At 63.7% G+C, this 13,152-nt stretch carries 12 protein-coding genes; 5 read left to right on the forward strand and 7 right to left on the reverse strand.

Annotated features, from left to right (window positions below; all coding sequences use genetic code 11):
* The first annotated feature begins 119 nt into the window (after positions 1–119).
* Positions 120–983: a purine-nucleoside phosphorylase gene (locus tag ACIGJG_RS05870; protein ID WP_483672880.1), complete on the forward strand. Its 864-nt coding sequence runs from the start codon at positions 120–122 to the stop codon at positions 981–983.
* A 79-nt stretch (positions 984–1,062) separates the two neighbouring features.
* Here ACIGJG_RS05870 and ACIGJG_RS05875 read toward each other — a convergent pair whose 3' ends face one another.
* Positions 1,063–1,524, reverse strand: a complete 462-nt coding sequence (locus ACIGJG_RS05875; protein WP_011297343.1) for a universal stress protein — start codon at positions 1,522–1,524, stop codon at positions 1,063–1,065.
* Positions 1,525–1,797: 273 nt separating this feature from the next.
* On the opposite strand from ACIGJG_RS05875, the gene ACIGJG_RS05880 reads away from it, so the two are divergent.
* The 4 genes from ACIGJG_RS05880 to ald all read left to right on the forward strand — a co-directional run bounded on the left by ACIGJG_RS05880 (position 1,798) and on the right by ald (position 4,705).
* The gene (locus tag ACIGJG_RS05880; protein ID WP_140953604.1) at positions 1,798–2,238 is read left to right on the forward strand and encodes a universal stress protein; all 441 of its coding nucleotides are present in this window, start codon (positions 1,798–1,800) and stop codon (positions 2,236–2,238) included.
* Positions 2,239–2,240: 2 nt separating this feature from the next.
* A complete protein-coding gene (locus ACIGJG_RS05885; protein WP_483672882.1) occupies positions 2,241–2,819 on the forward strand; it encodes a carboxypeptidase-like regulatory domain-containing protein in 579 nt (192 codons plus the stop codon).
* 446 nt (positions 2,820–3,265) lie between these two features.
* Positions 3,266–3,580, forward strand: a complete 315-nt coding sequence (locus ACIGJG_RS05890) for a GYD domain-containing protein (RefSeq protein WP_011297346.1) — start codon at positions 3,266–3,268, stop codon at positions 3,578–3,580.
* A gap of 9 nt (positions 3,581–3,589) precedes the next feature.
* Positions 3,590–4,705 (forward strand): alanine dehydrogenase, encoded by a 1,116-nt coding sequence (gene ald / locus ACIGJG_RS05895; protein WP_011297347.1) that lies wholly within the window; start codon positions 3,590–3,592, stop codon positions 4,703–4,705.
* Between the two features lie 107 nt (positions 4,706–4,812).
* Here ald and ACIGJG_RS05900 read toward each other — a convergent pair whose 3' ends face one another.
* The 6 genes from ACIGJG_RS05900 to acsA all read right to left on the reverse strand — a co-directional run bounded on the left by ACIGJG_RS05900 (position 4,813) and on the right by acsA (position 13,005).
* The gene (locus tag ACIGJG_RS05900) at positions 4,813–7,551 is read right to left on the reverse strand and encodes an AMP-binding protein (RefSeq protein ID WP_483672883.1); all 2,739 of its coding nucleotides are present in this window, start codon (positions 7,549–7,551) and stop codon (positions 4,813–4,815) included.
* 255 nt (positions 7,552–7,806) lie between these two features.
* On the reverse strand, positions 7,807–8,058 hold the full coding sequence (locus ACIGJG_RS05905) for an acyl carrier protein (protein WP_224008946.1): 252 nt from the start codon (positions 8,056–8,058) through the stop codon (positions 7,807–7,809).
* Positions 8,055–9,182, reverse strand: coding sequence for a dihydrolipoamide acetyltransferase family protein (locus ACIGJG_RS05910; RefSeq protein WP_483672885.1), 1,128 nt, complete (start codon positions 9,180–9,182; stop codon positions 8,055–8,057). The genes ACIGJG_RS05905 and ACIGJG_RS05910 overlap by 4 nt, the downstream gene beginning before the upstream one ends.
* 57 nt (positions 9,183–9,239) lie before the next feature.
* Positions 9,240–10,214, reverse strand: coding sequence for an alpha-ketoacid dehydrogenase subunit beta (locus ACIGJG_RS05915; protein ID WP_483672886.1), 975 nt, complete (start codon positions 10,212–10,214; stop codon positions 9,240–9,242).
* Positions 10,211–11,230 (reverse strand): pyruvate dehydrogenase (acetyl-transferring) E1 component subunit alpha, encoded by a 1,020-nt coding sequence (gene pdhA / locus ACIGJG_RS05920; protein ID WP_483672887.1) that lies wholly within the window; start codon positions 11,228–11,230, stop codon positions 10,211–10,213. The genes ACIGJG_RS05915 and pdhA overlap by 4 nt, the downstream gene beginning before the upstream one ends.
* Positions 11,230–13,005 (reverse strand): acetate--CoA ligase, encoded by a 1,776-nt coding sequence (acsA, locus tag ACIGJG_RS05925; RefSeq protein ID WP_483672888.1) that lies wholly within the window; start codon positions 13,003–13,005, stop codon positions 11,230–11,232. The genes pdhA and acsA overlap by 1 nt, the downstream gene beginning before the upstream one ends.
* Between the last annotated feature and the right edge of the window lie 147 nt (positions 13,006–13,152).

Consider the following 13,152-nt stretch of genomic DNA (forward strand, 5'->3'; position numbering starts at 1 on the left):
GGTTTTCCTTGTCGATCACCGCCTGTGCCAAGCATTGCTGCCTCGGCCGCTCTTGCTTCCACCGAAAAGCGAGCGATGCCATTTGATGATACCAACCTCGACATACGGGAGCAGGTGCCATGACTCTCACGCTGCCATCGTCGGCGGACGCGCCTGATCAGACCGAACAGGCAGTTCAACGAATTCGTCAACACGTCGGCGAATTCCGTCCCCAGATTGGCCTGATTCTTGGTTCCGGGCTCGGTGGTTTGGCGCGAGCGATCGAAAATGCCATTGCCATTCCCTATGCGGCGCTGCCGGGATTCCCGCAATCCCTGGTTGAAGGCCACGCCGGTGAAGTCGTTCTGGGTCGGTTGGGTGGGGTGGAATTGATGTGCATGCGAGGGCGGCAGCATTTCTATGAAGGGCATGGCACGACGGGTATGACGCAGGCGGTCCGTACAATGAAACGGATGGGATGCGACCGGTTATTCGTGACCTGTGCAGCTGGCTCGCTCCACCCCGAATTGGAACCTGGCCGGTTGGTAGCGATCAAGGACCATATTAATCTGCTCCCCGGCAATCCATTGATCGGCCCCAACGATGACCAAATCGGGCCCCGTTTCTGCTCTATGGCGAACGCGTACGACACGGTCTTACGGCAAGGGTTGCAAGATGTCGCGCAGGCGCTGGGACTGCCTTGGGCCGAAGGCGTCTACGTTGCGTTCAGCGGCCCGACATTCGAGACCGCTGCCGAGATCCAAATGATGCAAGTCATCGGTGGCGACGTCGTGGGCATGTCGACAGTTCCGGAGGTGATCAGCGCACGGCATTGTGGCCTGCGCGTGCTTGCCATTGCTTGCATTACCAACCTGGGCGAGGGGATCGGAAATGAAGTCCTGTCTCACGAGCTGACGTTGCAGTATGGATCCATGGCCTTGGTAGACCTGCAGCGCCTGATAGTGGGCTGGTTCGAACAACAGGCCGCCACAGCTAAGCGTTGAGAGCGGGACATATCTGGCGATTTCCTCTCGCCTCCATTGCGCCAACCAATCTGCCGAATAGAGCCACCAGAATCGCCGGTCATGTTTCGTCTTCCGGTTCGCTGCGGACAAGAAGCACGGGCTTGATGCTCTGGCTTACGACCCCCTGTGCAACGCTACCCATGACAACGCGTGCCACCCCGCGGCGCCCGTGTGTACCAAGGGCGATTAGGTCCGCGTTGCAGGTGGCCGCACGCGACAGTATCGTCTGGGCAATGCGCCCTTTTGCCACAGGTTTTTCAATCAGCTCCACCGAATGGCGCACGCCAGCAGCTTTCAGGAGAACTCCGCATCCGCTAAGGATGTCTTGTCCATAAGCCTTCATGTTCCGGAGCAGGTCCTCGCGGTTGATGAAGGCAACCTCTAGCAACGCTTCACTGTCGTCGACGACGTAGATTACCTTCACTTCGGCGTTGCTGCCCTTTGCAAGATCGATGACGGCCAAGAGCGCCAGGCGAGACGCATGACTGCCGTCGACCGCAACGAGAATCTTTTTGTACATACCACTTCCTCCAGGTTCATCAGCATCGATGGGGTGGCGCCGCACATGCTATGAAGGCTAGATGGCGCGTGGTCGACCGGGTTGACCCACCGCAAATCTCCCGGCGTGGACCGTTGTGGCCAGGGCCAAGCCAGTAAGCTGATATGCATCAAGGACTGTCGGCTCAGTGGATATAGCTTGAAACAGAGTGGACAGGCGGATGTGTCCTGCGACTTCGCGCCGGTCGATTCAATGCGGTGCATCAGGTTTGGCTGCTTTCGAATGGAGGATGCGATGCAAAATATTGTCCTGGCAACTGATGGGTCGGCCTACAGCGATGCTGCTGCTCGATGCATTGCGGAACGGAAGTTGTTCCGTGACGACATATGCGTGCATGTGGTGCATTGCCTGCCCGACGTGTCAGGCGAGGTGAAGGCCTATATCAACAGGCAGGACATCGAAGCCTGGCATACCGACGAAAGCAGCAAGGTCATGAAGTCCGCCATCGACATCCTGCAGGGGGCAAACGTGCAAACACTCTGGCACGCCCTTGTCGGCTTCGCGCCCGAGCGCATCGTCGCATACGCCACCGCGGTCAAGGCCGAGGCGATCGTCATGGGTACGCACGGACGCGGTGCATTCCTCGACGCCATCGTGGGGTCGGTAGCAAGCCGCGTGATAGCACATGCGGCATGCCCCGTGGTCCTCGTCAGGGCTCTGCGTAGGCAGGAGTAGCCATGGTTGAGACCACTATTTCGTTGAGAAGAGAGCAGTCCTCGCAGCGTATCGTGCGCGGTCTGGCTGTGCCTTTGTGTTCAGCTGCCGTGGCCGGCATGATGCTGCTTCAGGCGGCCGTTGCCATGACGCTGCCCACTAACGCTCCCCCGCTGAGGCAAGCGGACGGGATCGAATATCTCTCGGGCGGCATTGGAAGCGACGAGGCCAGCGTCATGCGCGGCCTTGCCCCACAGTTCAAGGTACGGTTGCGCTTCCTCGACAGCGCCGACGGCAGCGCATTGTCAGATGTATCCGTCACGCTGTTCAACGCTCAACGGGACATCGTTCTGCAGGTGGTCAGTGAAGGGCCATACCTCTACCTGAATCCACCTCCAGGTCCATATCGCGTGCTCGTCCGCTACGGCAAGGCGATTGCGTGCCATCACTTCCACGTAGCTGCGCGCGGGCATGCGACCGACCTTGTGCTGCGCCTGCCGACACGTGCTCTCGCAGGGGACGCGCAGCTGGCGACACCCGGGCCCGACGGGCGCGCTGGGTGCCGTGGCACCACCCCATGCTGTGGGGCGGGTCGGTCTTGAAGGATCAGGTAGCGGCGCGCGCGTTGCCAAGTTGCTGTTCTGCGAAACACTGTGCCGCCAACAAACTCGAGCCCGCGCGGGAGGAAGTCGTGACGGCACATCATTCGGGCCTTTTTCGCTTATCCGCTGGTGCAGCAGGTCTTGTCGGCGGCGGGTACGCTGGCGAGCTGTGCTGACAGCTTGCGCAATCGCAAGGCCTGAAGATCAACGAGTACGAGTACGGCCTCCTTCGCGTGCTCTCTAGGGAAAGTCCGGCGTCCATGGCACACGCAACCGTGAATTATCGTATCGGAAACGCGGGAATCCGAAGCTTGGCGGCGCACACCTGAACGTGCGGTGGTTCGCTTGCTGGAGAAGTTGCGCTGAGACAAAGCCCGGCCCCCAGTGGGGGCTAGGCTGTAGCTATGCGGCAGCTATCCGGGGCCGCCAGTCAAAAGGAGTGGCAGATGCCGATCTTCATCATGGAAACTCGTGTATCGGTGGAATCGTTGCGGCAGCCCCGGTCGTTCGAGGCGCTCGAGCGCGGTGTCGCAGGTTATCTAGAGAAGGCTTGTCCTGACGTTAAATGGCTGGGCAGCTACGCCACCATCGGGCCCTATGACTATCTCGATATCTTCGAGGCCAACGATATCGAAGCGGCCATGCGTGTGTCGGTCCTGGTGCGTGCGTATGGACACGGCGAGGCCACGATCCATCCTGCCGTCGACTGGGGGCGATTTAAGCATCTGGTCCGGAATCTCCCGGAATTGCCACCCGTGTGAGCCACCCTTATGCGAATCGGCGTCCCCAGGGAAATCAAGGACCAGGAGTACCGCGTCGGACTCACCCCGGCCAGCGTACGCGAACTGGTCAGCCGCGGTCACCAAGTGGTGGTGCAGGCCGGTGCCGGCGCCGCAATTGGCCTCACCGACCATTCCTACAAGCTGGCCGGTGCCCAACTGGCCGGGGATGCCGAGGAGGTATTCGCCTCGGCCGAGATGATTGTGAAAGTCAAGGAACCGCAACCGTCGGAGCGGGCACTGCTCAAGCCCGGACAGATTCTGTATGCATATCTGCACCTGGCGGCGGACCGCGAGCAGACCTCGGAGCTGGTGAAATCCGGCGCGGTCTGCATTGCCTACGAGACCGTGACAGCCCCGGACGGCAGCCTTCCGTTGCTGGCGCCCATGAGCGAAGTGGCCGGCCGCATGTCCGTGCAGGTGGCCGCCGCCTACCTGGAGAAGCCGCGAGGTGGCATGGGCGTGCTGCTGGGCGGCGTGCCAGGGGTTGCCCCGGGCCATGTGGTGGTGATCGGGGCCGGCGTGGTGGGCGCCAACGCGATCCAGATGGCCGTCGGCATGGGGGCGCGTGTCACAGTGCTGGACCGCAACGTCGATCGGCTGCGGCATCTGGGGCTTGTCTATGGCAATCGGCTAGTCACGCTCTACTCCAGCGCAGACGCCATCGAGCGCGCGCTGCTCACGGCCGATGCGGTTATTGGCGCAGTCCTCGTGCCGGGCGCCGAGGCCCCCAGGTTAGTGACGCGCGCCATGGTCGCCCGCATGAAGGGCGGCTCGGTAGTGGTGGACGTGGCGATCGACCAGGGGGGCTGCTTCGAGACTTCGCGTCCCACCAGCCATTCGGATCCGACCTATGTCGTGGACGGGGTGCTGCACTACTGCGTGACCAACATGCCGGCGGCTGTTGCCAGAACATCCACGTTTGCCCTGAACAACGCCACCATCGGCTATGCAATGGCGCTTGCTGACAAGGGCTGGTCCCGTGCGCTCAAAGAAGATCCTTGCCTGCGCGCCGGGCTGAACATCTGTCAGGGCAACGTTACCTATGCCGCCGTCGCAAGCGCCCATGGTTGCACGTATGTGCCCACGGAACGGGTGCTCGGATGAGCCAGGCCGAAGGCCGCTCTTTCGCTCTTTGACAACGGCGGCATGGATAAGTTGGATGCACTGCCTCGGATAGGCAAGGGCATCACGAGGGCTGTAGGTTGAGGCAGTCAGGTCGTCGCGTCAGGCTCCTGCAGTCGCGCGCGGATATCCTGGCGGGCCGCATCGCGTAACTGCAGCAGGGCCTCCCAGTCATCACCTGAGGCAAGGCAGGGCTTGCCGACGACAACCGTCAGTGGCGCGTAGCTTGGCCACCAGCGTCCGTCGCGCAGTAGCGAGCGGGTACCAGTCAGTGTGACGGGAATTAGCGGCACGTGCGCCCGTGCGGCGCACACGAAGGCCCCCAGGCGGAACGCCATCAGCCCAGGCTCCCGCCGGAAAGTTCCTTCGGGGAAGAATACGAAGGAATCGCCCGCCAGCACGCGCCTTTCCACGGCGCTGGTATCTTCCACCCCCCGCGCGGCATCGAAGCGTTCGACGAAGGCGCAGCCAAGGCGGCGCAGCAGGATCGCCAGCACCGCACTTTGCAGCAGCTCTTGCTTCGCCACAAAGGTGAAGCGGGCAGGGAGCACCGCGGTGAGCAGAAACACGTCGGTGTAGCTGGAGTGATTGGCTACGATGATCGCGGGCGCCGCCCGATCAAGGCCGGCCAGTCCTTCGGTCGTTGGCGAAAGGCCGGTCAGCGCCAGCGCAAGCCGCGCGCCGCCTCGCGCAACCTGGCGGCGCAGTCCGTGCCCCGGCAGGATTACCACCAAAAGGGCGGCCGGTACCGCGAACAGGGCGAAGACCATCCATGCCCATGTACCCCAGAGCCAGCCCGCCGCCTGCTGCCAGAGGCGAGTGAAGCAGATGCCCGCGCCCGAAACGGCCAGCTGCAGCAGTTGTCGCCATGGCGCGCGGGCGGTGCCGTGGATGTTGCCGCTCTCATAGAGGGCACGGCAGGCGGCGCGGCGCAGTTTGCCACTGGAAGTCTTGAGTACGGTACGGGGTGGCACCAGAATGATCTCGTCGACCGGCATGCCTATCAGGTCAACCGCCAGGTGGCCAATCTCGGCGCGTATGCCACGACGCGCACTTTCATTTTCCTCGCGCGTTTCGGCCAGCACGACCAGCCGCTCGGTGGCGGAGCGCGCGTCACTGGCGGGGAACACGGCGACCCCGCCTCTGCGCACGCCCGGGAGTTGGCTGATCGCTTCCTCCAGCTCCTGCGGGAACAAGTGCCGTCCGGCGCGGATGATGATGTCCTTGAGGCGCCCGGTCAGGTAAAGCTCGCCGGCCGCGATATAGCCCATATCGCCAGTCTTCAGCCAGGCGCTATCAAAAAGCCCTGCCGAGGCTTCGGGGTTGTGGAAATAGCCGGACGTCGCGGACGGGCCGCGGAACTCGATATGTCCCAGTGTGCGCTCGGGCAGTTCTCGCCCGGCAGGATCGGCAATGCGAATCTGGTGGCCGGGTAGCGGCAGGCCGCTGGAGACGAGCCTGAGCGAACCGCGTCCCGACTGGGCGGGCGAGCGCGCAATGCCACGGCGAGCGAGGGCTTCCCGATCGATCTGGTCGATGTGCGGGCCGCGCCCCGCAGGCGGAAATGCGAGCCCGACGGAGGATTCCGCCAGGCCGTAGACCGGGGCCATGGCGGACGGATCCAGGCCATATCTTGCGAATCGCGCGCTGAACTTCTCGATGGTGTCCGGGCTCACCGGCTCGGCGCCGTTGTAGGCTACGCGCCACGTGCTCAGGTCCAGGCCGGCCAGATCCTGTTCATGCAGCTTGCTCGCGCAAAGCTCGTAGGCAAAGTTAGGCGCTGCGGACAGCGTGCCACGATGCCGGTGGATGGTCCACAGCCATGAAGCAGGGCGCGCCAGAAAGTCCGTCGGAGACATCAGCGCCAGGCGAAAACCAACCAGCAGGCTGCCCATGCAGGCGCCGATCAATCCCATGTCATGGTAGAGCGGCAGCCATGACACGAACACATCTTCCGCCGTGACACGCGAGGCCCGCTCCATGGCACGCAGGTTGGCCAGCAGGTTCGCGTGCGTCAGCACGACGCCCTTGGGGTTCCCTGTGCTGCCGGAGGTGTACTGCAGAAAGGCAATGTCGTCGGACCGGCGAGCGATGGGCGGCACTGCGCCACCCGTCTCATTGATGTCGCCGGGCGTCAGGATCTGACGCAGCGACGCGCAATGGGCACGCAACAGGCGCAGCAAGGGCTTGGCAGCCGGCACCGTGATCAGGATGGCCGCCTCGGCATTGGCAAGGATGCCGGCGCTGCGCCGCATATGATCCTCGATTTGTGAAAGGCGCGCAGGCGGATAGAGAGGAACCGGGATGCAACCTGCGTACAGCGCGCCGAAGAACTCTCGGAAGAAGTCCGGCCCTGTCGGGAGCATCAGTGCAACCCGGTCGCCTGGTACCAGTCCGAGGCGCACCAGTCCGGCTGCAACCGCGAGCGCGCCAGTCCGCAACGCCTGATAGCTGAGGTCGCCGCTGCCCGCAATGGTCGCGTACGCAAGTTCCCCATGGGACGTTGCGTGCCAGTCAATCAGTTCCATCAAGGTGAGGGCGCTGTCCGGCGGCCGGTTGGCGGCGGCCGACCTGGCCGTCCCCAGCGATCCGGCAGTGGTGAATTCTTGGGCCGCGTTCTCAACCGCGGGGCTGTGCGCATACCTTGTCAAGCGAAGCAGGTCGCGTGGCGTCTCGGCCGCCATCAGCGCCTTTTCGTCTACCCGGGTGCCATAGTCATGTTCGATGCGCGTCAGTAGTTCCGCCCGTGCCAGGCTGTCCAGGCCAAAATCGCGCTCCAGCGAATGATCGATACCCAACGTGCCCACCTCCTGCGCGTTGGGCCGCAATTCGCCCGCCAGTCTGCGTACGATGTCCAGAAGGCGCCGCGTATCGGCAGCCCCGGGCGAGGTGGTGGCAGGATCAGCGGAAGTCTGCAGGTCAGTCATTGACTTATGTACGCCGGCAGGGAGAACAGAAGAGAGAACACAAGGGCCGCAGAGCGGTGGACAACAATCAATGTTTGTCCATATAGCGTTGACCGGGTCGATACACGTCAACCGCTCTCGACTACCCGTGCAGCCCGGGCGGGACACAGCGGCTGTCTATTGCCGCTGGGCGGCCTCGTCGAGGTACGAGACGACATCATCCAGTGTCACCAGGCGGGCGTAGTCCGATTCCGGAATCTCCACCTTCAGCTTCGCATGCAGCGCAAGCAGGAAATTCAGCCAGTCCATGGAATCCAGGTCGACCTGCCTGCGCAGCGGCCGATCCGCGCGCAGGCTGCCCGGATCGACCTCAGGCGCGATCTCGCGCAGCGTGGACAGGACGACGGCCCTGATAACGGTGGCGTTCATGGCTCGATTTCCTCAGGGTGCTGGAGCAGTTCCCGCACATCGGCCAGGAAGCGTGCGCCGCAATGGCCGTCCGATACGCGATGGTCGGCCGACAGGCTGGCCGTCACGGCTGGCACGACCGTGAGCGCTCCGTTGTCCACCCATGGCCGCTTGTGGATGCGGCCAAAGCCTACCAGTGCCACCTGGGGTGGATAGATGACACCGAACACCTGCTCCACGCCCTGGTCTCCGAGGTTGGTCACCGTCACGGTAGGCTCCGACAGTTCCGCGTGCCGCAGTGAGCCGGAGCGGCAGCGCCTGACCAGGTCCGCCAGTTCCTGCATCAGTTGCGCAAGCGGTTTGCCCGATGCATCGAGCAGGGCCGGTGCGGCCAGTCCGCCCTGGCGCAGCGAGATCGCGACGCCGATATTGATGGCGCTTGCTGCTTCAAACGCACCGTTGCGGTAGTAGCCGTTCAGTTCGGGGAAGCGTTTGAGAGCCACGGCGACCGCCTTAATCAGCAACGCCACCGGCAGGACCCGTTTGGTGATGGGTCGGTCGGCGTTGGCTTTGACAAGCCAGTCCGACGCCACCCGCAGGGGGATCGTCTCGCAGACGTAGTAGTGTGGAATCTCGCGCTTGGCGCGTGCCATCGCGGCGCCAATGGCCCTGCGGATGTCGGCCTGCCGCTCGCCTGCCGCGCCACCGGCTTTGCGCACAGCTTGCTCGACATCCGACAGGGTGACCGCGCCGCCAGGCCCGCTGCCGACAAGCTTGTCTGCGTCGATGCCTTGTTCCCGGGCGAACTTGCGTGCCGCAGGCGAGACCATTCGCCCCCCATGCCGGCCAGGCGCGGCAGCCGGCCTGACCGGCATGGAGGGCGCGCGGCGGACAGTGCCAGGCGATTCGCCGGGTTCGAGCAGCGTTGCCATCAGGGTGCCGACCGGCATCTTGTCACCGGGCGAAGCGAGCAGTTCGCCGACGATTCCGTCGTGCCAGGTTTCCACCTCGATGGCGGCCTTGCTGGTATCGACGACGGCCATGATTTGCCCCTTCCTGACCACGTCGCCGGGCTTCACGGCCCACTGGAGCAGCGTCCCTTCGTCCATGTCTGCGCCCAACGAGGGCAGGCGGAACTCAATCACGTTGTCCTCGCCGGAAACCTGAGAGCGCGGCCGCGTCGTGGTCGGCGGATGGGTTGCTCATGCGATCAGCTGGCTAGCAGCGGCCACGATGGCCTCGACCTGGGGCAGGGCGGCCTCTTCCATATGCCTGGAGTATGGAATCGGGACTTCTGCCGAACATACGCGTGCGATCGGGGCGTCCAGCTCATAGAAGATTTGTTCGACGATACGCGCCATGATTTCCGCGGCGAGGCTGACACTGCGCCAGCCTTCGTCAATGATGACGGCACGACGGCATTTCGCTACGGATGCCATGATGGTCGCGTCGTCCAGCGGACGCAGGACGCGCAAGTCGACCACTTCGGCGTCGATGCCGCGGGACGACAACACATCGGCGGCCTGTAGCGCCTTGGGCAGGCTACCGCCATAGGTAATGAGCGTCACGTCCTTGCCCGTGCGCCTGACCTGGGCCAAACGGATGTCCACCTGCGAATCCTCCGGAATCTCGCCTTCGAGGTTGTACAGGCCTGCGTGTTCGAAGATGAGCACGGGATCGGGATCGGACAAGGCCGGGGCCAGCATCCGTCGCGCGTCCTCAACCGTGGCGGGTGCCAGTACCTTGAGGCCGGGTACGCCCGCATACCAGCCTTCGAAGCTGTGGGAGTGCTGGGCCGCAACCTGCCGGCCAGCCCCGCTGGCCATGCGAATCACCAATGGTACGGAGAACTGTCCGCCGGACATGTGACGGTACAGCGCAGCGGTATTGACGATCTGGTCGAGCGCGAGCAGGCTGAAATTAACAGTCATGAGTTCCACGATGGGCCGCATGCCGCCCAGCGCGGCACCGATGCCGGCGCCAGTGAAACCGAGTTCCGACAGCGGGGTATCGCGAACACGGTCCGGGCCGAATTCCGCCAGCAATCCCTTGGATACGGCGTAGCTGCCGCCATAGCGGCCCACGTCTTCGCCCATCAGGAAAACGCGGGGATCCGCGGCCAGCGCCTCGCGCAGTGCTTCGCGCACAGCCGCACGGTAGCTGAGGCGAATGCTCATGGCACATCTCCCGCGGGCGAGTAAACGTCCTTCAGCAGATCCTCTACGGGTTCCAGGCTGCCCGCTTCGGCAAAGGCTTCCGCTTTGTCGACTTCGGCCTGCGCTTCGGCATCCAGCGCCAGGAATTCGTCCTCGGTCAGCTTCCCTTCAGCCTTCAGGCGTGCGGTGAACGTGTGGAGTGGGCCGCGCTGCTTCCATGCCTCCACCTCGGCCGCCTCGCGATAGAGGTCGGGGTCGTACATGGAGTGGGCTCGGAAGCGATAGGTGCGGAACTCCAGAAACACCGGGCCGTTGCCGCGTTTCACTTGAGCTACGGCATTCCTGGTGGCTTCGCATACGGCCACGACGTCCATGCCGTCCGCGGAGGCTGCCGGCATCTTGTAGGAGGCGGCCTTGGCGCAAAGATCCGTCTGCGATTCATGGCGTTCAAGCGCTGTCCCCATCGCATAGAGGTTGTTTTCACAGCAGAACAGCAACGGCAGCTTCCACAACGCTGCCAGGTTCATCGATTCATGGAAGGCGCCTTCGGCGATCGCCCCGTCGCCGAAAAAGCATGCGGTGACCCGCTGGCTACCCTGCATCTTCTCGGCAAGTGCCAGGCCAGCCGCCAGCGGCAGGCCGCCGCCCACAATGGCATTGCCGCCGAACAGTCTGGTGGCGCGATCGAACAGGTGCATGGAGCCACCCCGGCCGCGGGCACAGCCCTCCCGCTTGCCGTACATTTCGGCCATCAGCACACCCATGTCCATGCCGCGCACCAGCGCATGCCCGTGCTCGCGATAGGTAGCCACAACGTTATCGTCGGGCGCCAACGCATGCAGCGCGCCAACGCATACCGCCTCCTCGCCGATATAGAGATGAAGGAAGCCGCGAATCTTGCCAGCTCCATAAAGTTCCGCGCATTTTTCCTCGATTCGCCGGCTGCGCAACATGTCGCGCAGCAGCACGAGCGAGAATGCCTTGTCATAGGGGACCGGGCCGGCCGGCGGCGGCGGGGCGGGGTGATCGATGTCCATTATGATCCGGACCCTGTCTCGAGCGTGGACGTGTCGCCTTCGGGCAGGCCAAGCTCCCGGGCTTTGAGCAATCTGCGCATGATCTTGCCGCTACGCGTTCGTGGCAGTTCGGCCTGGAAGGCAATTTCTTTCGGGGCAACGGCAGCGCCGAGACGGCTCCTCGCGTGGCCCAGCAATTCCAGGCGCAGGGCCTCGCCTGGCTCGAAGCCCTTGTTGAGGGACACAAATGCCTTTACCACTTCGCCCGCTACCGGATCAGGCTTGCCGATGACGCCTGCTTCAGCGACGGCCGGGTGCTCCATCAGTGCGCTTTCGACTTCGAAGGGGCCGATCAGGTGTCCCGCCGACTTGATCACATCGTCAAGCCTGCCGATGAACCAGTAGTAACCGTCCGCGTCGCGGCGCGCGAGGTCGCCGGTCAGGTACCAGTCTCCAACGAAGCACTTGCGATAGCGAGCCTCGTCGTTGAGGTAGGCGCGGAACATCGATGGCCAGCCGCGCCGCAGCGCCAGTTCGCCTTCGGCATCGGGCGTTTCCGCCAGTTCGAGCGTGCCATCCTCCTTGCGCTGGACGACAGACGCTTCCACCCCCGGCAGGGGACGGCCCATCGAGCCCGGCTTGATATCGAATGCGGGCGTATTGGCAATCATGATGCCGCCGGTTTCGGTCTGCCACCAATTGTCATGAATGGGAAGACCGAGGGTGTTCTTGCCCCACCAGACAGCCTCCGGGTTCAGCGGCTCGCCAACGCTGGCAATGAATCTCAGTTGTGGGTACGAGCGGGCCTTGGCTGCCTCCGCGCCCGCTTTCATCAGCATGCGGATGGCGGTGGGCGCCGTGTACCAGACGCTCACTCCCTGGCTGTGCAGGATCCCGTACCAGCGCTCGGCGTCAAACTCGCCGGGGTCGACGATCGACGTGATGCCATGCAGCAGCGGGGCGACGGCGCCATAGGACGTGCCAGTCACCCAGCCTGGATCCGCCGTACACCAGTAGAGGTCGTCCGGATGCAGATCCAGCGCGTAGCGCCCGGTAGCCCAATGGGTGGCTGCTGCGCCGTGCACGTGCACCGCGCCTTTAGGGGTACCGGTAGTGCCACTGGTGAAGTGCAGCAGCGCCATGTCTTCGCCAGTGGTGGGGGTGATCTCGCAGGCATCTGGCGCGCGTTGCATCATGGCGCCGAAGTCCAGGGTGTCCGGTATGCAGGTCGGGCCGCCGCCTTCGCCAACCAGAAGAACATGCTTGAGGTCCGGCATGCGACCCCGCCACGCGGCAACCTTGCGAGCGAAGAGCGTGTCGGTAGTCACCAGGACGGCGCCGGCGCCCAGATTGAGCCGCGTGGCGATAGGCTCGGGCCCGAATGCAGAGAACAATGGCGATACGACCGAGCCGTTCTTCAGACTACCGAACAGGGTTGCATACAGCTCGGGAATGCGACCGGTCAGAATGAAGACCCTGTCGCCCCGGCCAACGCCAAGCTCACGCAGCACGTTGCAAAAGCGATTGGCGAGTCTGGTCAGTTCGGCGTAGGTCACGTCGCGCTGCGGCACTTCGTCCAGCGCCAGAAAGCGGAAGGCGACCTTGTCGCCCGCACCACTCGCCACGTGTCGATCCAGCGCCTGCCATGCGATGTTCAGGCCGCCGTCCGGCTGCGTGCCAAGAGCCCGGCTAACGGCGTCCCACGAAAACCGCCGGCGCTCCGCCTCATAGTCGCTGAAATTTGGTGCAACCCGTAGGTCGGCTGCCGTCTTGTGGATGACTGGTGACGGATCCATGCTCGCGCTTCTCCTCCATGGGCTCACCATGCGCTCACTATAGGAGTTCGGAGTCGGTGCAAGCAACGAAAAGCCGACTGTGACTTCGACTCGGCGCGTTCATGAGTTGCGGACGCGGCTCACGTCGGCAATCCAATTTGATCGAGC

Source organism: Cupriavidus sp. C1SS-2L, from assembly GCF_057073735.1.